General features: G+C 71.1%; 21 protein-coding genes. 9 read left to right on the top strand and 12 right to left on the bottom strand.

Going from position 1 to position 26086, the window contains the following annotated elements; all coding sequences use genetic code 11:
• Positions 1-3 precede the first annotated feature (3 nt).
• The 4 genes from cydB (at position 4) to EOT10_RS08615 (ending at position 7886) form a co-directional block, all read left to right on the top strand.
• A complete protein-coding gene (gene cydB, locus EOT10_RS08630; protein WP_127827494.1) occupies positions 4-1008 on the top strand; it encodes a cytochrome d ubiquinol oxidase subunit II in 1005 nt (334 codons plus the stop codon).
• 28 nt (positions 1009-1036) lie between these two features.
• Complete coding sequence (cydD, locus tag EOT10_RS08625; RefSeq protein WP_127827493.1) at positions 1037-4804, top strand: thiol reductant ABC exporter subunit CydD; 3768 nt, start codon at positions 1037-1039, stop codon at positions 4802-4804.
• A gap of 19 nt (positions 4805-4823) precedes the next feature.
• Positions 4824-6608, top strand: coding sequence for a sensor histidine kinase (locus EOT10_RS08620; RefSeq protein WP_127827492.1), 1785 nt, complete (start codon positions 4824-4826; stop codon positions 6606-6608).
• Positions 6609-6833: 225 nt separating this feature from the next.
• On the top strand, positions 6834-7886 hold the full coding sequence (locus tag EOT10_RS08615; protein ID WP_127827491.1) for a M23 family metallopeptidase: 1053 nt from the start codon (positions 6834-6836) through the stop codon (positions 7884-7886).
• Between the two features lie 65 nt (positions 7887-7951).
• Here the strand turns inward: EOT10_RS08615 and EOT10_RS08610 are convergent, their stop codons facing one another.
• From EOT10_RS08610 to EOT10_RS08580, 6 genes are all read right to left on the bottom strand, one after another.
• The gene (locus tag EOT10_RS08610) at positions 7952-8902 is read right to left on the bottom strand and encodes a Cof-type HAD-IIB family hydrolase (RefSeq protein ID WP_127827490.1); all 951 of its coding nucleotides are present in this window, start codon (positions 8900-8902) and stop codon (positions 7952-7954) included.
• A gap of 109 nt (positions 8903-9011) precedes the next feature.
• On the bottom strand, positions 9012-9950 hold the full coding sequence (locus EOT10_RS08605) for an LLM class flavin-dependent oxidoreductase (protein WP_127827489.1): 939 nt from the start codon (positions 9948-9950) through the stop codon (positions 9012-9014).
• A gap of 120 nt (positions 9951-10070) precedes the next feature.
• The gene (locus EOT10_RS08600; RefSeq protein WP_127827488.1) at positions 10071-10613 is read right to left on the bottom strand and encodes an RNA 2'-phosphotransferase; all 543 of its coding nucleotides are present in this window, start codon (positions 10611-10613) and stop codon (positions 10071-10073) included.
• Between the two features lie 142 nt (positions 10614-10755).
• Entirely contained in the window at positions 10756-11679 is a 924-nt protein-coding gene (locus EOT10_RS08595; protein ID WP_127827487.1) for a MerR family transcriptional regulator, read from the bottom strand.
• A gap of 356 nt (positions 11680-12035) precedes the next feature.
• Positions 12036-13817 carry an SDR family oxidoreductase gene (locus tag EOT10_RS08585; RefSeq protein WP_127827485.1) on the bottom strand — a complete coding sequence of 594 codons (1782 nt, stop codon included), beginning with the start codon at positions 13815-13817 and terminating at the stop codon, positions 12036-12038.
• Positions 13817-14659 carry a M24 family metallopeptidase gene (locus EOT10_RS08580; protein WP_127827484.1) on the bottom strand — a complete coding sequence of 281 codons (843 nt, stop codon included), beginning with the start codon at positions 14657-14659 and terminating at the stop codon, positions 13817-13819. Before EOT10_RS08580 ends, EOT10_RS08585 begins: the two co-directional genes overlap by 1 nt.
• 243 nt (positions 14660-14902) lie before the next feature.
• On the opposite strand from EOT10_RS08580, the gene EOT10_RS08575 reads away from it, so the two are divergent.
• From EOT10_RS08575 to EOT10_RS08555, 5 genes are all read left to right on the top strand, one after another.
• On the top strand, positions 14903-15868 hold the full coding sequence (locus EOT10_RS08575; protein ID WP_127827818.1) for an ABC transporter ATP-binding protein: 966 nt from the start codon (positions 14903-14905) through the stop codon (positions 15866-15868).
• Positions 15858-16763, top strand: a complete 906-nt coding sequence (locus tag EOT10_RS08570; RefSeq protein ID WP_127827483.1) for an ABC transporter permease — start codon at positions 15858-15860, stop codon at positions 16761-16763. The genes EOT10_RS08575 and EOT10_RS08570 overlap by 11 nt, the downstream gene beginning before the upstream one ends.
• Positions 16760-17671, top strand: coding sequence for an ABC transporter ATP-binding protein (locus tag EOT10_RS08565; protein WP_127827482.1), 912 nt, complete (start codon positions 16760-16762; stop codon positions 17669-17671). Before EOT10_RS08570 ends, EOT10_RS08565 begins: the two co-directional genes overlap by 4 nt.
• Positions 17672-17680: 9 nt before the next feature.
• On the top strand, positions 17681-18400 hold the full coding sequence (locus tag EOT10_RS08560; protein WP_127827481.1) for an ABC transporter permease: 720 nt from the start codon (positions 17681-17683) through the stop codon (positions 18398-18400).
• A gap of 122 nt (positions 18401-18522) precedes the next feature.
• Entirely contained in the window at positions 18523-18747 is a 225-nt protein-coding gene (locus tag EOT10_RS08555) for an SGM_3592 family protein (protein WP_127827480.1), read from the top strand.
• A gap of 19 nt (positions 18748-18766) precedes the next feature.
• On the opposite strand, the gene EOT10_RS41220 is transcribed toward EOT10_RS08555, so the two are convergent.
• From EOT10_RS41220 to EOT10_RS08530, 6 genes are all read right to left on the bottom strand, one after another.
• Positions 18767-18925, bottom strand: coding sequence for a hypothetical protein (locus EOT10_RS41220; RefSeq protein WP_189491346.1), 159 nt, complete (start codon positions 18923-18925; stop codon positions 18767-18769).
• A 141-nt stretch (positions 18926-19066) separates the two neighbouring features.
• A complete protein-coding gene (locus tag EOT10_RS08550) occupies positions 19067-19891 on the bottom strand; it encodes an HAD family hydrolase (RefSeq protein ID WP_127827479.1) in 825 nt (274 codons plus the stop codon).
• A gap of 24 nt (positions 19892-19915) precedes the next feature.
• Positions 19916-21187 carry a serine--tRNA ligase gene (serS, locus tag EOT10_RS08545; RefSeq protein ID WP_127827478.1) on the bottom strand — a complete coding sequence of 424 codons (1272 nt, stop codon included), beginning with the start codon at positions 21185-21187 and terminating at the stop codon, positions 19916-19918.
• A gap of 640 nt (positions 21188-21827) precedes the next feature.
• Entirely contained in the window at positions 21828-22763 is a 936-nt protein-coding gene (gene pheA / locus EOT10_RS08540) for a prephenate dehydratase (protein ID WP_127827477.1), read from the bottom strand.
• Positions 22764-22772: 9 nt separating this feature from the next.
• Positions 22773-24080 carry an iron uptake transporter deferrochelatase/peroxidase subunit gene (gene efeB / locus EOT10_RS08535; RefSeq protein WP_127827476.1) on the bottom strand — a complete coding sequence of 436 codons (1308 nt, stop codon included), beginning with the start codon at positions 24078-24080 and terminating at the stop codon, positions 22773-22775.
• A gap of 8 nt (positions 24081-24088) precedes the next feature.
• Positions 24089-26086 (bottom strand): copper resistance CopC/CopD family protein, encoded by a 1998-nt coding sequence (locus EOT10_RS08530; protein ID WP_127827475.1) that lies wholly within the window; start codon positions 26084-26086, stop codon positions 24089-24091.

Below are 26086 nucleotides of genomic sequence, written 5' to 3'. Positions count from 1 at the left end.
GGCATGGAACTTCACGACGTCTGGTTCGTACTCATCGCGATCCTCTGGATCGGCTACTTCTTCCTGGAGGGCTTCGACTTCGGGATCGGCATCCTGACCAAGGGGCTCGCCCGTGGCCGGACCGAGCGCCGCGTCCTGATCAACACCATCGGACCCGTCTGGGACGGCAACGAGGTGTGGCTGCTCTCGGCGGGCGGCGCGACCTTCGCCGCCTTCCCCGAGTGGTACGCGACGCTCTTCTCGGGCTTCTACCTGCCGCTGCTGATCATCCTGCTCTGCCTCATCGTGCGCGGTGTCGCCTTCGAGTACCGGGCGAAGAGGCCCGAGGAGCGGTGGCAGACCAACTGGGAGCACGCCATCTTCTGGACCTCGCTGGTCCCGGCGGTGCTGTGGGGCGTGGCCTTCGGCAACATCGTGCGCGGAGTGAAGATCGACGCGCACAAGGAGTACGTGGGCAACTTCTGGGACCTGCTCAACCCGTACGCGATCCTCGGCGGTCTGGTGACGCTGACGCTGTTCACCTTCCACGGTGCGGTGTTCGCCTCGCTCAAGACAGTCGGCGACGTCCGGGTGCGGGCGCGGAAGGCGGCGCTGGGCCTCGGTCTCGTGGCCGCGGCCTTCGCGCTCGGCTTCCTGATCTGGACCCAGGCCGACAAGGGTGACGGCTCGTCGCTGGTCGCGATGATCGTCGCTGTGGTCGCCCTGGTGGGAGCCATCGGCGCCATAAAGGTCGGGCGCGAGGGCTGGTCGTTCGCCCTGTCCGGCATCACGATCGCGGCCGCCGTCGCGATGCTCTTCCTGACGATGTTCCCGAACGTCATGCCGTCGTCGCTCAACGCGGACTGGAGCCTCACGGTCTCGAATGCCTCGTCGAGCCCCTACACCCTGAAGATCATGACCTGGTGCGCGGCGGTCGCGACGCCCATCGTGCTGCTCTACCAGTCGTGGACGTACTGGGTGTTCCGCAAGCGGATCGGCACGCAGCACATCGCCGACGCCGCGCACTGAACCCCGCTGACACGAGGGTGTGTTTCACGTGAAACCGATCGACCAGCGTCTGCTCCGGTACGCCAGGGCCACTCGCCTCTTCCTGATCGCGGTGGTGGTGCTCGGCGTCGCCGGGGCGGCTCTGGTCATCGCTCAGGCGATGCTCATCGCCGAGGTGGTGGTGGGCGCCTTCGAGCACGGCCTCGATGTCTCCGCGCTACGCACACCTCTCGTGCTGCTGGCCCTGGTGGCGGCCGGGCGCGGCCTGGTCTCCTGGCTGACCGAGCTGGCCGCTCACCGGGCCAGCGCGGCGGTCAAGTCGGAGTTGCGCGGACGGCTCCTGGAGCGCGCGGCTCAACTGGGCCCGGGGTGGCTCAGCGGGCAGCGGACCGGGTCCCTGGTGGCGCTCGCGACGCGCGGTGTCGACGCGCTCGACGACTACTTCTCCCGCTATCTGCCGCAGTTGGGGCTCGCCGTGGTGGTGCCCGTGGCGGTGCTCGCCCGCATCGTCACCGAGGACTGGGTGTCCGCGGTGATCATCGTCGTCACCCTGCCGCTGATCCCCGTCTTCATGATCCTCATCGGCTGGGCCACCCAGTCCCGGATGGACCGTCAGTGGCGGCTCCTGTCCCGCCTGTCCGGGCACTTCCTGGACGTGGTCGCGGGCCTGCCGACGCTGAAGGTGTTCGGCCGGGCCAAGGCGCAGGCCGAGTCGATCCGCAGGATCACCGGCGAGTACCGGCAGGCCACGATGCGGACCCTGCGCATCGCCTTCCTGTCCTCGTTCGCCCTCGAACTTCTCGCGACCCTGTCGGTCGCCCTGGTCGCCGTGACCATCGGCATGCGCCTGGTGCACGGCGACATGGACCTCTACGTGGGGCTCGTCATCCTCGTCCTCGCGCCCGAGGCCTATCTGCCGCTGCGGCAGGTCGGGGCGCAGTTCCACGCGGCGGCCGAGGGGCTCGCCGCCGCGGAGGAGATCTTCGCCGTCCTGGAGACTCCGGTGCCGTCGTCCGGCGCCGGCGCGCTGCCGGACGGCGGCACCGGGCTGGGGATCGCCTTCGACGGAGTGACTGTCCGCTACCCCGGTCGCTCCGATGCCGCTGTCCGCGACGTCAGCTTCGAGGTCGCGCCCGGGGAGACGGTGGCACTCGTCGGCCCCAGCGGCGTGGGCAAGTCGACGCTCCTCAGCGCCGCGCTCGGGTTCGTCCGCCCCGAGGCGGGGCGGGTCCTCGTCGGGGGCGCCGACCTCGCCGGTCTCGACCGTGAGGCGTGGCACGCGCGCGTGGCCTGGGTGCCGCAGCGGCCACAGCTGTACGCCGGGTCGATCGCGGACAACGTGCGGCTCGCGCGGCCCGACGCGTCGCCCGCGGAGGTCGAGGCGGCGCTGCGTGAGGCGGGGGCCCAGGAGTTCGTGCGCGCGCTGCCCGACGGCGCGGGCACTCTCCTCGGCGAGGACGGGGCCGGGCTCTCCGCCGGGCAGCGGCAACGGCTCGCTCTGGCACGGGCGTTCCTCGCCGACCGGCCCGTGGTGCTGCTCGACGAGCCGACCGCCGCGCTCGACGGCGGGACCGAGGCGGGGATCGTCGAGGCGGTGCGGAGACTCGCCGTCGGGCGGACCGTGCTTCTTGTCGTGCACCGGCCCGCGCTGCTGGCGGTTGCCGACCGGGTGGTGCGGCTGGCCCCGTCCTCGCCGAGTGGGGTGCCTGCGGCGCGGGCTGCGGCGGAACGTGCACCTGAGCGGCGGGGCGACGCGGTCGGAACGGGTCTCTACGTAGAGGGCGGTCAGGGGGCGGGCGCTTTCGGGGAGGGTGGTCAGGGGCCGGTCGACTACGTAGAGGGTGGTTATGAGTCGGCCGTCTACGTAGAGGACGGCCAGGAGTCGGTCGCCTACGTAGAAGGCAAGCAGGAGTCGGCTGTCTACGGAGAGGGCAATCGGGAGTCGGCTGTCTACGGAGAGGGCGGTCACGCATCCGTTGCCTCCGGGGTGCGTGCGGAGGGGCACCGGAGTGTGCTCGCGCGGGTGCGTGGTGTCGCCCGGGCGCGGCGGGGGCGGCTCGCTCTCGCGCTGCTGCTCGGAGCGCTCGCCCTCGGCAGTGCCGTGGGACTCATGGCGACGTCCGGGTGGCTCATCTCGCGGGCCTCGCAGCAGCCGCCCGTGATGTACCTGATGGTCGCCGTCACGGCGACCCGCGCTTTCGGGATCGGCCGCGCCTGCTTCCGGTACGCCGAGCGGCTCGTGTCGCACGACGCCGTGCTGCGCATGCTGGCGGACACCCGCGTCGCCGTGTTCCGGCGTCTGGAGCGGCTCGCGCCCGCGGGCCTGCGCACGACGCGCCGCGGTGATCTGCTCTCCCGCCTCGTCGCCGACGTGGACGCCCTCCAGGACTACTGGCTGCGCTGGCTGCTCCCCGCGTCGGCCGCCGCGGTGGTCGGTGCCACGTCCGTCGCGTTCACCGCCTGGATGCTGCCGGCCGCCGGTGCGGTGCTCGCCGCGGGACTGCTCCTCGCGGGAGTCGGCGTACCGCTGCTCTCCGGAGCGGTCGCCCGACGGGCCGAGCGCCGGCTGGCCCCCACGCGCGGGACGCTCGCCACCCGCGTGGCCGAACTCCTCACCGGCACCGCCGAACTGACCGTCTCCGGAGCCCTGCCCGCACGCACCGCCGAGGCGAAGGCCGCCGACTCCGTGTTGACGCGGATCGCCTCGCGCGCCGCCACCGCCACCGCGCTCGGCGACGGTCTGACCGCGCTGATCACCGGCCTCACGGTGGCCGGCGCCGCGCTCGCCGGGGTGCAGGGCGTGCGGGAGGGCCGCCTCGACGGCGTCGCACTCGCTGTGGTCGTCCTGACGCCGCTGGCCGCCTTCGAGGCCGTCATGGGCCTGCCGCTCGCGGTCCAGTACCGCCAGCGGGTCAAGAAGAGCGCCGAGCGCGTCCACGAGGTCCTGGACGCCCCGGACCCCGTACGGGAGCCGGAGACGCCCGCGCAGGCGCCGCAGACGCCCTTCCCGCTCCGCGTGCGCGGTCTCGCCGCTCGTCACGACGGGCAGGGCCGGGACGCGCTCCACGGGGTCGACCTGACGCTCGAGCGTGGCCGGCGGGTCGCCGTCGTCGGTCCGTCCGGGTCCGGCAAGACGACGCTCGCGCAAGTCCTGCTGCGGTTCCTGGACGCGAGTGAGGGGACGTACACGATGGCCGGTGCCGACGCGTACGGGCTCGAAGGGGACGCTGTGCGGAGGCTCGTCGGGCTCTGCGCGCAGGACGCGCACCTCTTCGACAGCTCGGTGCGCGAGAATCTGCTGCTCGCGAAGAAGGACGCCACCGACGACGAACTGCGCGACGCCCTGGCCGCGGCCCGCCTCCTGGAGTGGGCCGATTCGCTGCCCGACGGGCTCGACACCCTCGTCGGAGAACATGGCGCGCGCCTGTCCGGAGGGCAGCGGCAGCGGCTCGCCCTGTCGCGTGCGCTGCTCGCCGACTTCCCCGTTCTCGTGCTCGACGAGCCCGCCGAGCACCTCGACCTGCCGACGGCGGACGCGCTCACCGCGGACCTGCTGTCCGCGACCGAGGGCAGGACGACGCTCCTGATCACGCACCGTCTGGCAGGGCTTGAGGCCGTGGACGAGGTGATCGTCCTCGACGAGGGCCGGGTGGTGCAGCGCGGCGCGTACGCGGAGCTCGTGGCCGTGGACGGGCCGTTGCGGGCGATGCGGGAACGCGAACAGGAGGCGGAGCTGCTGGTGGCGGCAGCGGGTCAGCCACCTGTGAAGCCCTGCGCCGGTGGGCGACGAGTAAGCCTGACTTTCCTCGCCAAATAGGACTAACTAGTCTCAAGGCATGTCAGCAGCCCCGGCACCCGGCGCCGTTCCCCCGCCCGACGGCGCCCGGGACTCGTCCCCCGCGGCCGCCACCTCCCCCTCCTCCGGCGATTCCTCCGACGCCCTGGAGGTGGCGACGCGGGCGACGCGTGGGCTCCAGGGGCTGTCCGCCGAGCTGACCGCGCGGGTGCCGCAACTGCTCGAAGCGATGCGCTCCGTAGGGACCGGTCCGGAACTCCACTCCACCCTCGACCGCATCTGTGAGACGGCCGCCGAGCTCGCTGACGCCCGGTACGCGGCCATCGGCGTCGTCGCCGAGGACGGGGAGGGGCTCTCCGACTTCGTCTATCACGGGGTGCACGAGGAGACGGCGACGCGCATCGGACGGCTGCCCGACGGCCATCGCGGACTCCTCGGCGCGCTCATCCACGAACCGGACCCGCTGCGTCTCGCCGACCTGGCCGACGACCCCCGCTCCTGCGGTTTTCCCGCCCACCACCCGCCGATGCGGACCTTCCTGGGCGTCCCCATCCGCGTCCAGGGCGAGATTTTCGGCAACCTCTATCTGACGGAGAAGCGTGGCGGGGCCGAGTTCAGCGACTACGACCTGAACATGGTCCGCGTCCTCGCCACGGAAGCCGGGATCGCCATCGGCAACGCGCGCCTGTACGAGGCAGCCAGGCAGCGCGAGCGGTGGATCGACGGATCGGTGGCCGTCACCACCGCCCTGCTGTCGGGCGGCGACGCGGAGGAGGCCCTCCAGGTCGTCGCCGAGCAGGCCAGGCACCTGTCCGGCTCGGCGGCCGGCATCGTGCTGCTGCCCGCGGAGGAGGGCGGCATGGAGATCGTGGCCGTGTCGTCGGACAAGCCGTCGCAGGCCATGGGCGTGATCATCCCGGCCGAGAGCGAGATCGTCGCCGAACTCCTGGGCGGCGCGGCGGTGTTCGTCGACGACGCGTCCACCGACCCGCGCATCATGACCCGCCTCGCACGTGACTTCGGGCCGGCCATGATGCTGCCCCTGCAGAGCGACGGCCGTGTCCTCGGCACCCTCGTGACACCACGCGCGCGTGGCGAACGGCCCTTCACCGACACGGAGCGGACGCTCGCCGCCCAGTTCGCCTCGCAGGCCGCGCTCGCGCTGATGATGGCGGAGGCGCAGCGCGACCGGGAGAGGCTCGCGGTGTACGAGGACCGTGACCGGATCGCCCGTGACCTGCACGACCTCGTCATCCAACGCCTGTTCGCCACCGGGATGATGCTGGAGAGCGCCCAGCGCAGGTCCGTCGTGCCCGAGGTGCGGCTCGGGGTCGGCAAGGCCGTGGACGAGCTGGACGTCACCATCCAGGAGATCCGCACGGCCATCTTCGCGCTCCAACAGGGGCCCGCCGAAGCCCCGTCGGGGCTGCGCACGCGCGTGCTGCGCGAGATCAACATGGCGGCCGTGCCGCTCGGCTTCAAGCCCACGCACCACTTCGTCGGCGCCGTGGACAGCCTGGTCGGCGAACTCACCGGCAAGAACCTCATCGCAGCCCTGAGGGAGGCCCTGTCCAACGCGTTCCGGCACGCGGAGGCCGCCCGTATCGACGTGGTCGTCGACGCGACCGCCCCGCTTGCCGACGGGCAGCACGGGGTCCGCCTCACGGTCGCCGACGACGGTGTGGGCATCCCCGAGGGCGGCCGGCGCAGCGGCCTGAAGAACCTCAAGCGGCGGGCCGAGTCCCTGGGCGGCGACAGCTGGTACGGGCCGGGCATCGGCGAGGACGGGGGCGGCACGACAGTGGTCTGGCAGGCACCACACTGAGGGCGCCTGGCAAGCACGACACTGAGGGCGTCCGGCAAGTACGACGCTGAGGTGGTGGCGCCTGGCAAGCGCCACACCGAGGGAGCCCGGCAAGCACCTCAATGAGCGTCCCTACGAAGGCCGCCCTGTTCGGCGGTACGGGTCTGCGCCGTCCGGGGCACCGGCTCCCCCAGGCGTACGAGTTCAACAGGCCGCCTCCGTAGGCATGCGACAACGATCCCAGACATGCGCCAACGCCGTATTCGTCCTCTTGTCGTACCGGCCGTCCTGCTGTGCACGCTCGCCGCGTTCGCCGGCCCCCGTACCGAGGCCTCCGAAGGTTCCGAGGGGGCCGAGGGAGCCGGTACGAGCGCCGAGGTGGCGCAGCTCTACGAGGAGGCGTCCGCGGCCACCCAGCGCTACGAGGAGGGGCAGCGCAAGGCCGCGGTACAACAGGCCAGGGCGGACAGGCTGGAGCAGCTCCTCGTCCGCGAGCGCCGGCAGATCTCCGCGCTCCATGACGATCTGGGCCGGATCGCGCGGGCCCAGTACCGCAGCGGCGGCGACGTCCCGCTTGCCGCCCAGATGCTGCTCGCCGACAGCCCGGAGGACCTGATGCGAGGTCAGCGCGTCCTGTGGCAGGCAGATCTGGCCGTGAACAACGCGGTCGCCAAGAGCAGCCGGGCAGAGCGCAAGCTCGCCGCCGACCAGCGAGCGGCGGACGCCACCCGTCGTTCCGTGGAGGCGCACAACGTCCGACTCGCCTTCCTGAAGCAGGGGATCGAGGACAAGCTCAAGGCGGCCCAGTGGCAGCTGCAGGGCGAGGCCGACCAGTCCGTGGCCGCCGGAAAGTGCCGGGGCGCGGCGCGTCTGGACCAGCCCGAAACGCCCTCTACGCGCGCGTGGGTGCCGCCCGTGGAGCACTACGAGTTGTCGGCGGGCTTCGACAGCGCGGGTGAACACTGGGCGCACCGGCACACCGGGCAGGACTTCGCGGTCGACATCGGGACGCCGGTACGGGCGGTCGGGGAGGGCCGCGTGGTGAGCGTGTCCTGCGGCGGCGCCTTCGGCATCGAGATCGTCGTGAGCCACCCGGGCGGCTACTACACGCAGTACGCGCACCTGGCCGCCGTCACGGTCGACCAGGGCGAGCAGGTGCGTACCGGGCAGTGGATCGGCCAGTCGGGGACGAGCGGTAACTCGACGGGACCGCACCTGCACTTCGAGGTCCGCCTCACGCCGTACCTCGGGTCGGGGATCGACCCGGTGCCGTGGCTCGCCGAGCGGGGCGCTCTATAGGAGGCGGACGGCGTGAGGGACTGTCCACGCGGCGGCGTGAGGGAGCGTCCGAAGGACCGTTTCTTCTACTTCGATTCAGGCGTACCCGGAGTGCGGTCGCCGGGGTCCGGGGAGTCCTCACCGGAGGGCCCCCGCGCCGCCAGGATCTGCTCGATGACCGCGGCCACGCCGTCCTCGTTGTTGGCCACGGTGTGGCCCGACGCGGCGGCCAGGACATCGGGGTGCGCGTTGCCCATCGCGAACGAGGTGCCCGCCCAGGCGAGCATCTCCATGTCGTTGGGCATGTCCCCGAAGGCGACGACCTCGGCCGCGTCGATGCCCCGCTCGGCGCAGCACAGCGCGAGGGTGCTGGCCTTGGAGACGCCGGGGCCGCTGATCTCCAGGAGCGCGCTGGGGCTGGAGCGGGTGATGGACGCGCGGTCGCCCACGGCCGCGCGGGCCAGGGCCAGGAACTCGTCGGGGGCGAGTTCGGCGTGGTGCGCGAGCAGCTTGAGTACGGGCTGGTCGGCACAGGGCGAACCGTCGGCGAGAAGCTTCTCGGCGGCGGCGACGCTCTCGCCGGGCTCCACGTGCAGCGGCGGATACGTCGGCTCGTGGTGGAGGCCTCCGGTCCGCTCGACCGCGAAGGACGTGCCGGGCGCGGCAGCGCGCAGGATGTGCACGACGTCCAGGGCGGTCTCGGGAGTGAGCTCCCTGACCTTGACGAACCGGTGGCGGCCGGGGCCTCCGTGCAGGTCCACGACGGCCGCGCCGTTCCCGCAGATCGCCAGGCCGTGGCCGTGCACGTGGTCGCTGACGACGTCCATCCAGCGGGCGGGCCGGCCGGTCACGAAGAACACCTCGATGCCCGCCTTCTCGGCCGCGGCGAGCGCGGCGACCGTCCGCGGTGAGACGGACTTGTCGTCGCGCAGCAGCGTGCCGTCCAGATCCGTGGCGACGAGCCGGGGCGCGGGGGCGTTGGCGGCCGGGGTCCAGGGCCGAGGAGTGGGTGAGGTCACCGCCCTATTGTCCCGCATATGCGCGCACGGGCGTGCGGCGGGGCGCGCAGATGAGTACGGTCCCGGCGCCCGCGTGCGTACGGTCCCGGCTCCCGCGCCCCGCCGTTTTCGCCGGGTTGATCCGGGCTCAGCCGAGCTGGGCGAGGGCCTCCGTGGCGATGCTCTCGAAGACCTTCTGGTCAGCGGCGAACTCCGAGTCGGGGACGGGCCAGTGGATCACGATCTCGGTGATGCCCAAGGCGGCGTGCTTGCCGGCGAAGTCGACGAAGGCGTCCACGGACTCCAGCGGACGGCCGCGGTCCGGGGTGAACCCGGTGAGGAGGATCTTGTCGAGCCCGGCGGCGTCCCGGCCGATCTCGGCGCAGGCGTCGGCGAGCTTCCCGGCCTGTCCGCGAATGGCCTGAATCGATTCCTCGGGGGTGCCCGACTCGAAGAGCTTCGGGTCACCCGTCGTCACCCACGCCTGTCCGTGCCGGGCGGCCAGCTTCAGCCCGCGCGGTCCCGTGGCCGCCACCGCGAAGGGCAGCCGGGGCCGCTGCACGCAGCCAGGAATGTTCCGCGCCTCCCGCGCCGAGTAGAACGTGCCTTCGTGCGTCACCGAGTCCTCGCTCAGCAGCCGGTCGAGGAGCGGTACGAACTCGGCGAAGTGGTCGGCGCGTTCGCGCGGGGTCCACGGCTCCTCGCCGGCCCTGAGGAGCGTCGTCGCGTCGAAGCCGTTGCCTCCCGCGCCGATGCCGAGGGTGATGCGGCCGCCCGAGATGTCGTCGAGGGAGATCAGTTCCTTGGCGAGGGTGACGGGATGCCGGAAGTTCGGCGAGGTGACGAGCGTGCCGAGGCGCATCCGTTCCGTGACGGACGCGGCGGCGGTCAGCGTCGGTACGGCGCCGAACCACGGGCCGTCGCGGAAGGTCCGCCAGGCCAGGTGGTCGTAGGTGTACGCGGTGTGGAAGCCCAGCTCCTCGGCGCGCTGCCACGCGGCACGGCTGCCCTCGTGCCAGCGGCGGTAGGGCAGGATCACGGTGCTCAGACGCAGGGTGGGAGTGGACTGACGGGGCTGATCGCTCATGTCCCCGAGCCTAAGCGCCGCCCGGCGCGGCACGGGGCGGCTCCGTGACGAGGCCGGGAGATGAGGGCGGGGGATGAGGCCGGGGGACGAGGCTGGGCTTGAGGCGGGGGTGGCCGGTCCTCAGTCGCGAAACCGCAGGTAGCGGGGTGGGACGGCGTCCGTGAGCCAGACTCCGTTGGCGCTGACGCGGAACGTGTGGCCGTCGCGGTGCATCGCGGCCGCGTCGACGGTCAGGACGACATGGCGGCCGCGCCGCGCGCCGACGCGGGTGGCGGTCTCGCGGTCGGGCGAGAGATGGACGGCGTGCCGGCTCATGGGCCGCAGGCCCTCGGCGCGGATGGAGTCGAGGGCCGCGGGGACGGTGCCGTGGTACAGGTGCGCGGGCGGGGTCGCCTCGGGCAGCCCGAGGTCGACGGAGACGGTGTGGCCCTGGCTGGCGCGGATCCGGGTCCCCTCGATCGCGAAGCGCCGCTTGTCGTTGGTGGCCACGACCTGGTCGAGCTCGGCCCGGGTGATGCGGAAGCCGTGGGCCGCGGCCGCGGCGAGCAGCGTCGCGATCTCGACCCAGCCGCCCTCGTCGAGGGTCAGCCCGATCCGCTCCGGCTGGTGGCGCAGGTGCTTCGAGAGGTACTTCGACACCTTGATGGTGCGTCGTTCATCCATCCCGTCAGAGTGGCGCGCGTCTCACTCCTCGTGCACGTGATTTTTCTGTTCGTAGGTTTGATCCACAGCCAAGTCCGGTTATCCACAGGGGATTTGGCGATTCTGTGGACAACTCACCGTCTTTATACACCCTTTGGGCAAGTCAGTCTGTATCGCGGTGTTTTGAGGTCATTGCGTCCAATGACCGTGCTTGTACTTCGCGTTCGGCGGCCGCAGTGATGAACGCGGCGACGCTCTCGGGGCCAACAAGACGCTGTACGGCCCGGATCGTGTCGGCAGGCAGGGCGACCGAATGGGCCTCTTCGGCGGGAGTCGCAACCGGGCCCTCCGCCAGATGCCGGTGGAGGTGCCGAGTGGCGAACAGCTTCATGGCACGGGCCAGTTCGGCGTCGACAGACTGCTGCGCGAGCGGCCGGAGCCTGCGCACCAGTGAGGCCGCCTCGGCCGCCTCCGCGTCCGTCGGCGGCAACGGACCGAGATAGCGGGCGAAGACGTGCTCGGTCGTGAACTCCAGGAAACGCGTGGCGATGTGCTCGATCTGGCCCCTCAACTCCCGTAGGTGAGTGGAGATGGCGGCCAGCGGTACGCCGGACGCGTGCAACTCGGCCGCCACAGCGAGCTCTTGGGGGCTCGGTACCAGGAACTCGTCGTCGATGCCGGGGATCTGCTCCAGGATGCCGAGCGCGACGGCGTCGGTGATCGCCGCCTCGTCCCGGCTGCCGCCGAAGCGCGCCGCGAGTTCGGCTCGGGTGATCCGGTCGGCCTTCTCGTCGGTCCACGGCCCGTCGACCTCCGCGACCAGACCGAGCACGCCCCCGAGTCCGCGTCCCGCGTCCCACGCCTCGAGCAGTTCCTTGATCGAGGCGAGCGTGTACCCGCGGTCGAGGAGGTCGGCGATCTGCCGCAGCCTGGCCAGGTGCGTGTCCCCGTACACGTTGGCCCTGCCGCGCCGCTCGGGGCGGGGAAGCAGACCGCGGTCCTGATAGGCGCGGATAGTGCGGACCGTGGCGCCGCTGTGGTGCGCCAGGTCCTCGATCCGGTACTCGGCGACAGCCTGCTCCGTCACCCTTCACACCCCTCTGCCGTGCCGTGTGGGACGGCCGGTCACCGCCCCCTGACCGCGTACGGCCCACGGATGAGTGGCCCGGCCGACCGCGCTCGCTGTCGCCCCGGCCACCGGCGACCGTGCCGGACACCGGACGGCCCCGCGCGGCGCCCCCTCCTGCGAGGGATGGTACGACCGTCGCGGCCGGCGCGGGATGCCCACCTCAGGCTCCCGCCGGCGCGGGATGCCCTACCCGGGTCCCGACGGACGGGGGACGGCCGCACCCAGGCCCCGCACCAAGGCTGCGCACTCAGACCCCGCACCGAGGCCCCGTACTCACGCCCCGTCGCCGGCGGCCCCGTCCGGCCTCTCCGTGATCACAACGGCGGCTCCATCCGTGCGATGGCGCGCAGGGCCCGGGGAGTGAAGCGGGACATCAGGTGGGCGCCGCGCGCCTCGGGCGTGACGGGGACGACCGCCTGGTTGCGGACGACGGCCGTGAGGATCGCGTCGGCGACCTTCTCCGGCGGGTAGTTGCGCAGGCCGTACAGACGGGTGGACTTCTTCTGGCGGCGCTTCTCCTCCTCGGCGTCGACCCCGGCGAAGCGGGCGGTCGCCGTGATGTTCGTGTTCACGAGGCCGGGGCAGATCGCCGAGACCCCGATCCCCTGGCCCGCCAGCTCGGCCCGCAGGCACTCGCTGAGCATGAGGACGGCCGCCTTAGACGTGCTGTAGGCGGGCAGCGCCTTGGACGGCTGGAACGCGGCGGCGGACGCCGTGTTCACGATGTGGCCGCCCTGGCCGCGCTCGGCCATCTGCTTGCCGAAGAGACGGCAACCGTGGATGACGCCCCACAGATTGACGTCGAGGACCTTCTTCCAGTCCTCCGCCGAGGTGTCGAAGAACGACCCGGACAGGCCGATGCCCGCGTTGTTCACCAGGACGTCGACGACCCCGTACTCCGCGGCGACCTTCTCGGCGAGCTTCTCCATGGCCTGCTCGTCCGAGACGTCGACGGTCTCGGCCCACGCCTGAGGGGCACCGATGAGCTGGGCCATCTCGGCGGTGCGGGCCGCGCTCTCGGCGTCCCGGTCGACGGCCACCACGCGCGCGCCGGCCTCGGCGAACGCGAAGGCCGTGGCCCGCCCGATCCCGCTGCCCGCGCCCGTGACCAGGACGAGCTGGCCGCCGAACCGGTCGGCGTGCTTGCCAGTGGCCGCCGTGCGCTGTACGGGCAGGCCCGCCTCCCGCTCCTCGTTCGCCAGGACGAACTCGGTGATCCACGCGGCCAGTTGGTCGGGCCGCGTGCGCGGCACCCAGTGCTTGGCCGGCAGCGTGCGGCGCACCAACTGCGGTGCCCACAGCTCCAGTTCGTCGTAGAGGTGCTCGGACAGGAAGATGTCGCCGAGCGGCAGGACGAGCTGTACGGGCACGTGCGCGTACGCGTCCGCGCGGGGCCTGCTCAGCCGCGAGCGCACGTTGTCCCGGTAGAGCCAGGCGCCGTGGGCGGCGTCCGAGGGGAGGGAGGGCGTCGGATAGTCGCCCGCCGGGACCTTCTCCACGCGCTCCAGGATCTTCGGCCAGCGCTTGCCGAGCGGCCCCCGCCAGGCGAGCTCGGGCAGTACGGGCGTGTGCAGCATGTACACGTACCAGGACTTGGCGCCCTGGCCGAGCAGCTGGCCGACCCTGCGGGGCGTGGGCCGGGCCATGCGCTTCTTGATCCAGTGCCCGAAGTGGTCGAGGGACGGGCCGGACATCGACGTGAAAGAGGCGATCCTGCCCTCGGTGCGCTTGACCGTGGCGAACTCCCAGGACTGCACCGAACCCCAGTCGTGGCCGACCAGATGGACCGGCCGGTCGGGGCTCACCGCGTCGGCGACCGCGAGGAAGTCGTCCGTGAGCTTCTCCAGCGTGAACCCGCCGCGCAGCGGTGTCGGCGCCGTCGATCTGCCGTGCCCCCGCACGTCGTACAGGACCACATGGAACTGGTCCGCGAGCCGCTCGGCGACCTCCGACCAGACCTCCTTGGAGTCCGGGTAACCGTGCACGAGCAGCACGGTCGGCCGGGACGGGTCGCCCAGCTCGGCCACGCACAGCTCGATCCCGCCCGTGCTCACCCAGCGCTCCCGCGCGCCGGCCAGCCCCTTGAGTCCCGCCATCAGATGCCCTCCGCCCAGCGCCGCACGTGCGGCAGATCGTCGTCCAGCCAGAACGCGCTCTGCTCGGGGTCCTTGGAGTCGGTGACGACCAGGATCTCCTCGAACTTCGCGCCCGTACCCCGGAAGCCGAGGTGCGGCTCCACCGCCCACAGGCCCGGCTTCGGGGGGTGGTCGGAGAACTTGTACGGCGACCACAGCGGGGACCAGCCGTCCCGGTGCCCGTGGATCGCGTCGCTCGCCAGCCCCTTCAGGGACTGCGTGCCGAAGCCGAACAGTGTCGGGGTCAGCCGGCGCTCCTTGACCCGGTCCACCTTGTGCGCGATGACCCCGAACGGGTACGCGCGATGCCGGTTCGCATACCCCTGGCGGACCATGAGCCGGTCCACGTCCTCGTAGATCTCCCGCAGGGAGCGGCGCTCGCGCACCTCCCGGACGATCAGCTCGCGGTGCGCCTCGAGGTCGGCGAGCAGCTTGTCCTGCACGGGATTGGGGCCGAGGGAGCCGGAGTAGCCGATGTCCGCCGTGTATCCCTTATAGACCGGGGCCATGTCGAGGATGAACGGCATCCCCGCCTCCAGCTTCCGGTTCGTCGGGAAGAACTGGAGCGGGATCCGGAAGCCGGCGAACGCCGTGCGGTCGCCGAACCAGGCGAACGGCAGATGGAACCAGTCGCGCACGCCGCGCTCCCGCAGCCACTCCCGCTGCATGCGGGCGGCCTCCCGCTCCGTCACGCCCGGTTCGAGCCGCGCCGCGACCGCCTCCGCGCACTCGTACGCGAGGGACTGGACTTCTCTGAACCCCCGCAGCTCCGCGGAGAGTTCACGTACCACTGCTGAGGTCATGCCACCGTCCGTCCGTGTCCGGTCCGTTGCCGTACGCGCTCGTAACTTGACACTGATGAATGTGACAATGGTTGGCGGCTGCGTCAAGGGGTGTGCGGGGACGCCTGTGGAAAACTCCGGGAAGTCACGGAGGGCGACCTGGGGACGAACCCCTAGGGACCCGTAGTACTCCAGTCTGAGACCGGTCCAACCCCCTGGTCTGACGACTGGTGTGGTCTGCGCCACTACCTTCGAAACGTGACTGTGATCGCGACCGAAAGCCTGAGCAAGCGGTTCCCCCGGGTGACCGCGCTTGACCGGCTCTCCATGGACATCGGGCCCGGTGTGACGGGACTCGTCGGAGCCAATGGAGCCGGCAAGTCCACACTGATCAAGATCCTGCTGGGTCTGTCCCCCGCCACCGAGGGCCGCGCCGCCGTGCTCGGCCTCGACGTGGCCACCGAGGGCGCCGCCATCCGCGAGCGCGTCGGGTACATGCCGGAGCACGACTGCCTGCCGCCCGACGTCTCGGCCACCGAGTTCGTCGTCCACATGGCGCGCATGTCGGGCCTGCCGCCCACCGCGGCCCGCGAGCGCACCGCCGACACCCTCCGCCACGTCGGCCTCTACGAAGAGCGCTACCGGCCGATCGGCGGCTACTCGACGGGCATGAAGCAGCGCGTGAAGCTCGCGCAGGCGCTCGTCCACGACCCGCAGCTCGTCTTCCTCGACGAGCCGACGAACGGTCTGGACCCGGTCGGCCGCGACGACATGCTCGACCTGATCCGCCGCGTCCACTCCGACTTCGGCATCTCGGTCCTCGTCACCTCGCATCTCCTCGGTGAGCTGGAGCGCACCTGCGACCACGTCGTCGTGGTCGACGGCGGAAAGCTCCTGCGCTCCAGCTCCACCACGGACTTCACGCAGACGACGACGACCCTGGCCATCGAGGTCACGGACTCCGACGAACACCCGGACGGCACGCGCGCGTTGCGTGAGGCGTTCGCCGGGCGCGGCATCGAGACCACGACCGGCGGCGAGCTGCCCGGCGCCGGCCACACGGTGCTGATCACCACCCAGAGGAACGACACCTACGACCTGGTGCGCGACATCGTGGCCGACCTCGGCCTCGGACTCGTCCGCATGGAGCAGCGCAGACACCACATCGCGGAGGTCTTCCGCTCAGAGACGGACATCGAGCGGAAGGAGGCGGTCACCCATGGCGGTTGAGCAGTCCCTCACCCCCGCCGGTGAGCAGACCCGGATCCACAACATCGGCTATCGCCACTACGACGGCCCGCGCCTGGGCCGCGCCTACGCCCGCCGCTCGCTCTTCTCCCAGAGCCTGCGCGGCGCCTACGGCCTCGGCCGCTCGGCCAAGTCCAAAGTGCTGCCGATGCTGCTCTTCGTAGTGATGTGCGTGCCCGCCCTGATCATGGTCGCGGTCGCCGTCACCACCAAGATGAAGGACCTGCCCGTCGACTACACGCGCTACGCGATCCTCCTCCAGGCCGTCGTCGGGCTCTATCTCGCCTCCCAGGCACCCCAGTCCGTCTCGCGCGACCTGCGCTTCAAGTCGATCCCCCTGTACTTCTCGCGCCCCATCGAGCGCGGTGACTACGTACTGGCGAAGTACGCGGCCATGACGTCCGCCCTCTTCGCCCTCACGGCCGCCCCGCTGATCGTGCTCTACGTGGGCGCGCTCCTCGCCAAGCTCGACTTCGCCGAACAGACCAAGGGATTCGCCCAGGGACTGGTTTCCGTGGCTCTGCTCTCGCTGCTCTTCGCCGGTATCGGGCTCGTCGTCTCGGCGGTCACGCCGCGCCGCGGATTCGGTATCGCCGCCGTCATCGCCGTCATGACCATCTCCTACGGAGCGGTCTCCACCGTCCAGGCCATCGCGGACGCGCAGGACAACAGCGGCGCGATCACCTGGCTCGGCCTCTTCTCACCGGTCACCCTCATCGACGGCGTGCAGACCGCCTTCCTGGGCGCCACCTCCGCCTTCCCCGGCGGACACGGCCCCTCCACCGGCCAGGGCGTCGTCTACCTGCTCGTCGTGCTCGGCCTCATCGCGGGCTCCTACGCGCTCCTGATGCGCCGCTACCGGAAGGTCGGACTGTGACCACGATCAACATCGACCACGTATCGCGCTGGTTCGGCAACGTGGTGGCGGTCAACGACATCACGATGACGATCGGCCCCGGCGTCACCGGCCTCCTCGGTCCGAACGGCGCGGGAAAGTCCACCCTCATCAACATGATGGGCGGCTTCCTGTCCCCGTCGAACGGGACCGTCACCCTCGACGGCGAGCCGATCTGGCGCAACGAACAGATCTACCGCCACATCGGCATCGTCCCCGAGCGCGAGGCGATGTACGACTTCCTCACCGGCCGCGAATTCGTCATCGCCAACGCCGAGTTGCAGGGCCTCGGCCCGCGCGAGGCGCAGAAGGCGCTGGCCACGGTCGAGATGGAGTACGCGCAGGACCGCAAGATCTCGACGTACTCCAAGGGCATGCGGCAGCGCGTGAAGATGGCGTCCGCCCTCGTGCACGAGCCGTCCGTGCTGCTGCTCGACGAGCCGTTCAACGGCATGGACCCGCGTCAGCGTATGCAGCTCATGGACCTCCTGCGCCGCATGGGCGCCGAGGGCCGCACCGTCCTCTTCTCGTCCCACATCCTTGAAGAGGTCGAGCAACTCGCCTCCCACATCGAGGTGATCGTCGCCGGGCGCCACGCGGCGGGCGGCGACTTCCGCAAGATCCGCCGCCTGATGACCGACCGCCCGCACCGCTACCTCATCCGCTCCAGCGACGACCGCGCCCTCGCAGCCGCGCTGATCGCGGACCCGTCCACCGCGGGCATCGAGGTCGACCTCAAGGAGGACGCGCTGCGCGTCCAGGCCGTCGACTTCGGCCGGTTCACCACCCTGCTGCCCCGGGTCGCCAAGGCCCACGGCATCAGACTGCTCACGGTCTCGCCGTCCGACGAGTCCCTCGAGTCCGTGTTCTCGTACCTGGTCGCGGCGTAGGAGGCCCTGATGTACGACCCCACTGTCGCCCGGCTCACCTACCGGGCCCTGCTCGGCCGCCGCCGGGCCCTCATCCTGTGCGCCCTGCCCGTCCTGCTCATCGCGATCTCCGCGCTCGTGCGCGGCCTGACCGGGGCGGACGACCAGATCGCCGCGGACGTCCTGGGCGGGTTCGCGCTCGCCACGATGGTGCCGATCATCGGCGTCATCGCGGGCACGGGCGCGATCGGACCCGAGATCGACGACGGTTCCGTCGTCTACCTCCTCGCGAAGCCGATCAAGCGCCCGACGATCATCTTCACCAAGCTGATCGTCGCCGTCGCCGTGACCATGGCCTTCTCCGCGGTCCCCACGCTCATCGCGGGCCTGATCCTGAACGGGAACGGGCAGCAGATCGCCGTCGCCTACACGATCGCGGCCCTGGTCGCCTCCATCGCGTACGCCGCGCTCTTCCTGCTCCTCGGCACGATCACGCGCCATGCCGTGGTCTTCGGCCTCGTCTACGCCCTCGTCTGGGAGGCGCTCTTCGGGTCGCTCGTGGCCGGTGCGCGCACCCTCAGCGTGCAGCAGTGGTCCCTCGCGGTCGCCCACAAGGTGGCGGGCGGCGACCTCATCACCTCGGACGTAGGCCTCCCGCTCGCCACGGTCCTGCTCGCCGGGGTCACCGTCCTGGCCACCTGGTACGCGGGCCAGAAGCTGCGCACGCTGAAGATCGCCGGCGAGGAGTGACGGTTCTTGACACCGGCTTCACCCTCCCGTCCGGACACTGGTCGGGAGGGTGACCCGTTCCAGGGGTGGCCTGTTCCCGGGGCGATCCGTTGCAGGGTCGGCCTGTTCCAGGAGGAGTGGAGATGGCGGCGGAGCCGGAGCGCGAGCGGGACGAGACCTGGGAGGACGTGATCCTCGACGAGGACTTCATACGGGCCGCCGGGACCACGGAGCCTTCCGCGCGGGCCCGGATGCTCGCCGCACGCTGGCGCAACGAGACCCCCGAGCCGCAGCCCTGGCGCTCCGACGAGCCGCCCGCGGGCTGGTTCTTCAGCCGTGCAAGGCGCCGCAAGTGGCGCCGCCGCTAGCGGGACGCCCGCCCCGCTTTTAATCGGTGGCGCCCAACTCCTCGTAGGCGCACAGTAGTTCTGTGACCGCGCCACTCATGGCGCCCGCCTGCTGGGAGAGGAGCGAGACGATGCCGACCGGCAGTCCGTCGCGCTCCCGGCAGGGCAGCCCACGGCAGGCTCCGGAGTAGTTACTCACTCCGTCCGAGCCCGCTCACGGGGAGGCTGCCCGGGGCGGCCGCTTCGAGCGCGCACCTTCCGGGTGCGCGAGGCCGCCCACCCAGACGTTCCGGTGCCGCACACGCACGGCACCGGCTGATGGCCCGGCGAGGCCGGGCCATCAGCCCAGCAGACGTTCCAGGACCACCGCGATGCCGTCGTCGGCGTTCGACGTCGTGACCTCGTCCGCGACGGCCTTGAGCTCCGCGTGGGCGTTGGCCATCGCCACACCGTGCGCGGCCCAGGAGAACATCGGGATGTCGTTGGGCATGTCGCCGAAGGCGATCGTGTCGGCCGCCTTCGCGCCAAGGCGACGCGCGGCGAGCGAGAGACCGGTCGCCTTGGACAGGCCGAGCGGCAGCAGCTCGACGATGCCCTCGCCGGCCACCGTGACGCCCACCAGATCACCGGCCACGGCCAGCGCCACGGACGCCAGCTCGTCGTCGGTCATACCCGGGTGCTGCACGTACACCTTGTTCAGCGGCGCGGCCCACAGCGCGGCGACGTCCGTGAACGGCGTGACCGGCAGGGGACCCTCCTGCACCTGGTAGCCGGGCCCCACGATGACCTCGCCGTCCATGCCGTCACGGCTCGCGGCCAGCGCCAGCGGCCCGGTCTCCGCCTCGATCTTGGAGAGCGCGAGACCGGCCAGCTGCCGGTCGAGCGTCACCGACGTCAGCAGCCGGTGCTCACCCGCGTGATAGACCTGCGCGCCCTGCCCGCACACCGCGAGGCCCTCGTAGCCGAGGTCGTCGAGGATGTGGCGGGTCCAGGGCACGGCCCGCCCGGTCACGATGATGTGCGCGGCACCCGCGGCGGTGACCGCCGCGAGCGCCTCCCGCGTCCGCTCGGAGACCGTGTCGTCGGGCCGCAGCAGCGTCCCGTCGAGATCGGTCGCGACGAGCTTGTACGGGAACGGGTGATCGAGCGGAGCAGGGTGGCTCACTTGTTGATCGGCTCCAGAGTGCGGTTACTTCGGGTCAAGAGTGGTTCGTCCGCCGAGGTACGGACGCAGCATCTCGGGCACCCTCACGGAGCCGTCGGCCTGCTGGTGATTCTCCAGGATGGCCACGATCGTGCGGGGAACGGCGCACAGCGTGCCGTTCAGCGTCGCGAGCGGCTGGACCTTCTTGCCGTCGCGCATCCGGATGGAGAGCCGACGGGCCTGGAAGCCGTCACAGTTCGACGCCGAGGTCAGCTCGCGGTACTTGCCCTGCGTCGGGATCCACGCCTCGCAGTCGAACTTGCGCGAGGCCGAGGAGCCGAGGTCGCCCGTCGCCACGTCGATGACCTGGAAGGGCAGTTCGAGGCCGGTCAGCCACTGCTTCTCCCACTCCAGGAGCCGCTTGTGCTCGGCCTCGGCGTCCTCGGGAGCGACGTACGAGAACATCTCGACCTTGTCGAACTGGTGCACGCGGAAGATGCCCCGGGTGTCCTTGCCGTACGTACCGGCCTCGCGGCGGAAGCACGGCGAGAAGCCCGCGTAGCGCAGCGGCAGCTGGTCCGCGTCAAGGATCTCGTCCATGTGGTAGCCGGCGAGCGCGACCTCGGAGGTGCCGACCAGGTAGTAGTCGTCCTTCTCCAGGTGGTACACGTTCTCCGCGGCCTGGCCGAGGAAGCCCGTGCCCTCCATGGCGCGCGGGCGCACCAGCGCCGGCGTCAGCATGGGGATGAAGCCGGCCTCGGTGGCCTGCGCGATCGCCGCGTTCACGAGCGCGAGTTCGAGGAGCGCGCCGACGCCCGTCAGGTAGTAGAAGCGTGAGCCCGACACCTTGGCGCCGCGCTCGACGTCGATGGCGCCGAGCGCCTCGCCGAGCTCCAGGTGGTCCTTGGGCTCGAAGCCCTCGGCGCCGAAGTCGCGGATCGTGCCGTGCGTCTCGAGGACGACGAAGTCCTCCTCGCCGCCGACCGGGACGTCGGAGTGCACGATGTTGCCGAGCTGGAGGGCGAGGCGGTGGGTCTCCTCGTCGGCCTCCCGCTGCTCGGCCTCGGCGCTCTTGACGGCGGCGGAGAGCTCGCCGGCCTTCTTCAGGAGCTCCTGCTTCTCGTCGCCGGAGGCCTTGGGGATCAGCTTGCCGAGCGACTTCTGCTCGGAACGGAGCTCGTCGAAGCGGAGCCCGGACGACCTGCGCCGCTCGTCGGCGGAGAGCAGGGCGTCGACGAGCTCGACGTCCTCTCCACGGGCGCGCTGGGAGGCGCGAACACGGTCGGGGTCCTCACGGAGCAGGCGAAGGTCAATCACCCCTCAAGGCTACCGGTGCGCGGTTCCGCCACACGAACCGATATCCCGTGCGTTGCCTTATGCCCGATTTGCCGGAATATGAATTCCGTGCGGCTCCGACCTGGAGCGCGGCCGAAATGGATCTTCTCGGGATCGGTCGGACGCTGTGGACGCCGGTCAATGAAAAGGGTTCCATTCCCCGGAACGGGGCAGATGCGGCACGGTCGATTGACCGAATCTCCTTGCGCGGGAGGGGACTTGAGAGTCGGGTTGTCCACAGGATTGTGACCCCTCCGAGAGTTATCCACAGGCTGTGCGAAAGATCTGTGGATGCCGGAAGAGATCGTTCCGAAAGCCGCATGCCCGGCGAAGGATTCCCGATCGAAACCCCTGTCACACTCACTTTCGAGTGGAAATGGTTCGCTCTATAGGATTGATCAAAGGAAAAGAGTGGACGAGGGGTGACGTGGGCCCCTGTGGAGGGACTTGCGGGCTGTAGGGCGATTTGTCGACCATGTAGGGAGATGGTGTCGACTTGTCCCCAGGTCGAGACGCCCGCCTGTGGATAACTTCTGTGGATGACGAAAATCAGCAGGTAGGACCGGCTCTCAAGACAGAGGAAAAGGCGCCCGAAGGCGCCCTTCCGGCCGTCCCGCAGGCGTCAGAAACGCCCGTCCTGGCACCGCGCGAGCCAGTCGGACGCCGCCATGAAGTCGCCGTCGGTCGTCCCCGCCCGCGGAGCCCGTACGTCCGCCACGGTGACGCCCGCCCGCGGATACGAGCCCAGGAAGCGCACCTCGGGGCAGACCCGCTTGAGCCCCATCAGCGCCTCACCGACACGGCGGTCCGAGATGTGCCCCTCCGCGTCGATGGCGAAGCAGTAGTTCCCGATGCCCTCACCGGTCGGCCGGGACTGCAGCAGCATCAGGTTGACGCCGCGTACCGCGAACTCCTGGAGCAGTTCGAGCAGGGCGCCCGGGTGGTCGTCGCGCTGCCAGATGACCACCGACGTCTTGTCCGCGCCCGTCGGCGCCGCGGGCCGGGCCGGCTTGCCGACGAGGACGAAGCGCGTCTGCGCGTTCTCCGCGTCGTGGATCTCGGTGACCAGCGGCACCAAGCCGTAGCGCTCCGCCGCGAACTCGCCCGCGAACGCGGCGTCGTACCGGCCCTCCTGCACCAGGCGCGCACCGTCCGCGTTCGACGCGGCCGACTCCCACGTCACGTCCGGGTCCAGATGCGCCTTCATCCAGTTGCGGACCTGCGGCTGTGCGGCCGGGTGGGCCGTCACGGTCTTGATGTCCGTCAGCTTCGTGCCCGGCCGGACGAGCAGCGCGAAGGTGATGGAGAGCAGCACCTCGCGGTAGATCATCAGCGGCTCGCCGGCCACCAGCTCGTCGAGGGTGGTCGTGATGCCGCCCTCGACGGAGTTCTCGATCGGCACGAACGCGGCCTCGGCCTCACCGGTGCGCACGGCGTCGAGTGCGGCGGGCACGGACACCATCGGGACGAGTTCCCGGGTGGCGGTCTCCGGGAGCGTGCGCAGGGCAACCTCGGTGAAGGTTCCCTGAGGGCCGAGATACGCGTAGCTGGCTGGCATGAGGTCACCCTAATGGGCCTCGAGCAGCGCCTGCCCCACGTACTCGCCCTCCGCCGCCCCGCCGGGCACCGCGAACAGGCCGCTCGACTCGTGGCGGATGAAGTCCGACAGGGCGTCCCCCCGGTCGAGCTTGCGCTGCACCGGGACGAAGCCGCGCAGCGGGTCCGCCTGCCAGCAGACGAACAGCAGCCCGGCGTCCGGGACCCCGTCGTGGCCGATCCCGTCGTGGTACGAGAACGGGCGGCGGACCATCGCCGCGCCGCCGTTCTGGTCGGGCCGGGAGATGCGGGCGTGGGCGTTGATCGGGATGACGAGATTGCCGTCGGCGCCCGTCTTCTCCAGGTCCGGCTTCGTGGTCTCCGTACCCCCGGTCAGGGGCGCGCCGTCGGACTTCCTGCGGCCGATGACGTCCTCCTGGGCCTTGGTCGTCAGCTTCTCCCAGTCGTCGAGGAGCATGCGGATGCGCCGTACGACGGCGTACGAACCGCCGGCCATCCACGAGGGGTCGCCCGACGCGGGCACGAAGATCCGCTGGTCGAAGTCGTGGTCGGACGGCTTCGGGTTGTCGGTGCCGTCGATCTGGCCCATGAGGTTGCGGCTGGTCATGGGGTGCGAGGTGGCGCCGGGCGAGCGGTTGAAGCCGTTCATCTGCCAGCGCACGCGGGCCGCCTCGCCGGCGTCCCGCTGGACGGCACGCAGCGCGTTGAAGGCGACCAGGGCGTCGTCCGCACCGATCTGCACCCACAGGTCACCGTTGCTGCGGGCCTTGTCGAGGTGGTCGGAGAAGAAGTCCGGCAGCGGGTCGAGGGCCGTCGGCCGCTGCTTCTCCAGCCCCGTACGGGAGAAGAAGCTGTGGCCGAAGCCGAAGGTGAGGGTCAGCGAGGACGGGCCCGCGTCACGGGCGATGTCGGTGTCGGAGCCACCCGGCGCCTCGCCGGCCATCAGCCGCCGGGCGGTGGCCGACCAGCGGCGCATCAGCGCGGCCGCTTCCTTACGCCCCGCGCCAGGCGCGAGATCGAAGGCGATCAGATGGCCCCGGGCCTGCATCGGGGTCGTGATGCCGGGCTGATGTTTCCCGTGAAACATCACCCGGCCCGAGCCCAGGGAGGTCAAGGCCGCGGCGCTCTCGGACGAGTTCGACGACGCTGTCGCGTACCCGGCGGTCGCGCCCACGGCGCCCAGGGCGAGGCCGGTCGCGCCCGCGGTGCCGAGCAGCCGCCGTCGGGAGATGCCGGAGTCGGTCCCGTTCGCGGAGGCGGTCGGGTTCGCGGAGCCGGTCCCGTTCGTGGAGGCGGTCGGGTTCTCGGAGTCAGCCATGGTGTGGTTCAGCCGATCTTCACGTTCTTGGAGACGGTCACTTGGTCGATGTCGGAGGTGCGCACGGTGACCGCGATCTTCCACTCGCCGGCACCGGGGATCTGAACCCCGCTCGCGCTCCAGTGTCCGGTGGCGATGTGGTCGGGTACGACCGGGAGAGGGCCGATCTTCCGCGCGGGCAGCGTGAAGGCGACCTTCACCTCGGGGATGTCGAACGCCTTTCCGTTGGGGCGCTCTACGTAGACGTGCATGTCGTTCCTGCCGGTGCGCCCGGGATCCACGTCCAGGAGCACCCGGCCCTTGCCGTCCTGACCGCCCGTGTCGAACGGCAGCTTCAGGGCGATGGGACCCGACCGCTGGGAGGCCGCCGCGGTGGCCGCCCTGGCCTGCTCCTCGGTGCGGCCCGGCTCGGTGGATGTGAGCACGGTCGTGACGACGAGCAGGACGACGGCCACGCCGGCCTCGGTGAGTACTGAGCGGCGCAGTCCTGAGCGGCCGGGGTCGGCGTCGCGGATGCGCTTCTCGCGGGCGGTGGCGAGGGCGGCCCGCTGCCGCGCGAGCTGGGCGGCCCGCTTGTCGTCGTCGCCGGCACCGGGGGCGGAGGGCTTCGTGCCGTCGCTGGTGCGGGAGGTCTTCGGCTCGCCGGTCGGGCGAGAGGTCTTCGGTCCGTCGCTCGTGCCGGAGGCCGAAGTGTTCGTCTCGTCGCCCGCCGCAGGAACCGTGACCGGCTTCTCCGTAGTGGTGCCCTGTGTCAGGACAGTGGCTCCGGTGGCCTCCGCGGTGAGGGACTCGGCGAGACGGCCCGTCCACTTCCGCGAGATCCAGGCGACGCCCACCAGGAGGGCGACGAGGCCGAGCTTCACGAGCAGCAGCTGCCCGTACCGGGTGCCGGTGAGCGCCGACCAGGAACCGACCTGGCGCCACGACTGGTAGAGCCCGGTCGCGGCCAGCGTGGCGACGGAGCAGAACGCCACCCGCGAGAACCGCCGGACGGCCGACGCCTCGATCGAGGGCGCCCGGTAGAGCGCGACGAGCAGGGTGGTGAGTCCTCCGAGCCACGCCGCCACCGCGAGCAGGTGCAGTACGTCGACGGGCATCGCGAGCCCGGCCTGGATGCCGGTCGAGGCGTGCTCGGCCATCGCCCACGTCGCGGCGAGGCCCGCGGCGACGACCGTGCCGCCGATGGCGAGACCGAAGGTCAGGTCCTTCTTCTCCTTGGGGTCGGTTCGCTTTTCGTACGCACCGAAGAGCACCGCGATGAAGAGGGCGGCGGCGGCCACGAGCAGGAGGCGTGACACGAGGGCCGCGCCCGGCTTCGTCTGCAGGACCTGCGCGAGGAGGGAGAGGTCGAAGATGTCACCGACGGCGCCGGATCCCGTATAGGAGCCGCGCATCAGGAGGAGCGCGAGAGTCGCGCCGGTGAGGGTGATCCAGCCGCCCACCACGACCCGCTGTACAGGGCGCACCCCCGCTCCGCGCGGCCAGCAGGCGAGTACGAAGGCGGCGCCGCCGACGGTGAGGATGAAGCCGGCGTAGGAGAGGTACCGGGCGACTCCGTAGAGCGCGCCGACGACACCGCCGCCCGCGGCCTGGTCGGGCAGGGCGGCGCTCGTCTTGGAGGGGGCGCCGATGGAGAAGGTGAACGCCCCGGAGACGGGATGGCTGTCGGCCGAGACGACCTGGTAGGCGACGGTGAAGGTGCCGTCGGGGAGCCCCGAGTGGAGGCGGACGCCGTACGTCGTGCCGCCCAGGTCGGTCGTCCTGCCGGTGTCGACGCGCTTTCCGGCCGGGTCGAGGACCCGTACGGAACCGTCGGACATCGCGACTTGTTCGGAGAAGGTCAGGGACACCCGGGTGGGGGCCTGGTCGACCACCGCGCCCTGCTTCGGGTCGCTCCCGGTCAGCGCGGCATGCGCGGAGACGGGCGCGGCGCCGGCGAGCAGCGCGCCGGTGACGGCGAGGAGCAGCAGCAACAGCTGCCGGAAGCGGGGAGCGATGGTCTTCAC

Origin of the sequence: Streptomyces antnestii (assembly GCF_004005495.1) — a bacterium.
Taxonomy (GTDB): Bacteria; Actinomycetota; Actinomycetes; order Streptomycetales; family Streptomycetaceae; genus Streptomyces; species Streptomyces antnestii.
Note: the sequence above shows the minus strand (reverse complement) of the source record. Positions and strands in the feature narration are given on the sequence as shown.

Coding starts and splice junctions, on each gene's coding strand:
- cydB (WP_127827494.1), top strand. CDS start 4: ATGGAACTTCACGACGTCTGGTTCGTACTCATCGCGATCCTCTGGATC.
- EOT10_RS08620 (WP_127827492.1), top strand. CDS start 4,824: ATGTCAGCAGCCCCGGCACCCGGCGCCGTTCCCCCGCCCGACGGCGCC.
- EOT10_RS08615 (WP_127827491.1), top strand. CDS start 6,834: ATGCGCCAACGCCGTATTCGTCCTCTTGTCGTACCGGCCGTCCTGCTG.
- EOT10_RS08610 (WP_127827490.1), bottom strand. CDS start 8,902: ATGCGGGACAATAGGGCGGTGACCTCACCCACTCCTCGGCCCTGGACC.
- EOT10_RS08605 (WP_127827489.1), bottom strand. CDS start 9,950: ATGAGCGATCAGCCCCGTCAGTCCACTCCCACCCTGCGTCTGAGCACC.
- EOT10_RS08600 (WP_127827488.1), bottom strand. CDS start 10,613: ATGGATGAACGACGCACCATCAAGGTGTCGAAGTACCTCTCGAAGCAC.
- EOT10_RS08585 (WP_127827485.1), bottom strand. CDS start 13,817: ATGGCGGGACTCAAGGGGCTGGCCGGCGCGCGGGAGCGCTGGGTGAGC.
- EOT10_RS08580 (WP_127827484.1), bottom strand. CDS start 14,659: ATGACCTCAGCAGTGGTACGTGAACTCTCCGCGGAGCTGCGGGGGTTC.
- EOT10_RS08570 (WP_127827483.1), top strand. CDS start 15,858: ATGGCGGTTGAGCAGTCCCTCACCCCCGCCGGTGAGCAGACCCGGATC.
- EOT10_RS08560 (WP_127827481.1), top strand. CDS start 17,681: ATGTACGACCCCACTGTCGCCCGGCTCACCTACCGGGCCCTGCTCGGC.
- EOT10_RS08555 (WP_127827480.1), top strand. CDS start 18,523: ATGGCGGCGGAGCCGGAGCGCGAGCGGGACGAGACCTGGGAGGACGTG.
- pheA (WP_127827477.1), bottom strand. CDS start 22,763: ATGCCAGCCAGCTACGCGTATCTCGGCCCTCAGGGAACCTTCACCGAG.
- efeB (WP_127827476.1), bottom strand. CDS start 24,080: ATGGCTGACTCCGAGAACCCGACCGCCTCCACGAACGGGACCGGCTCC.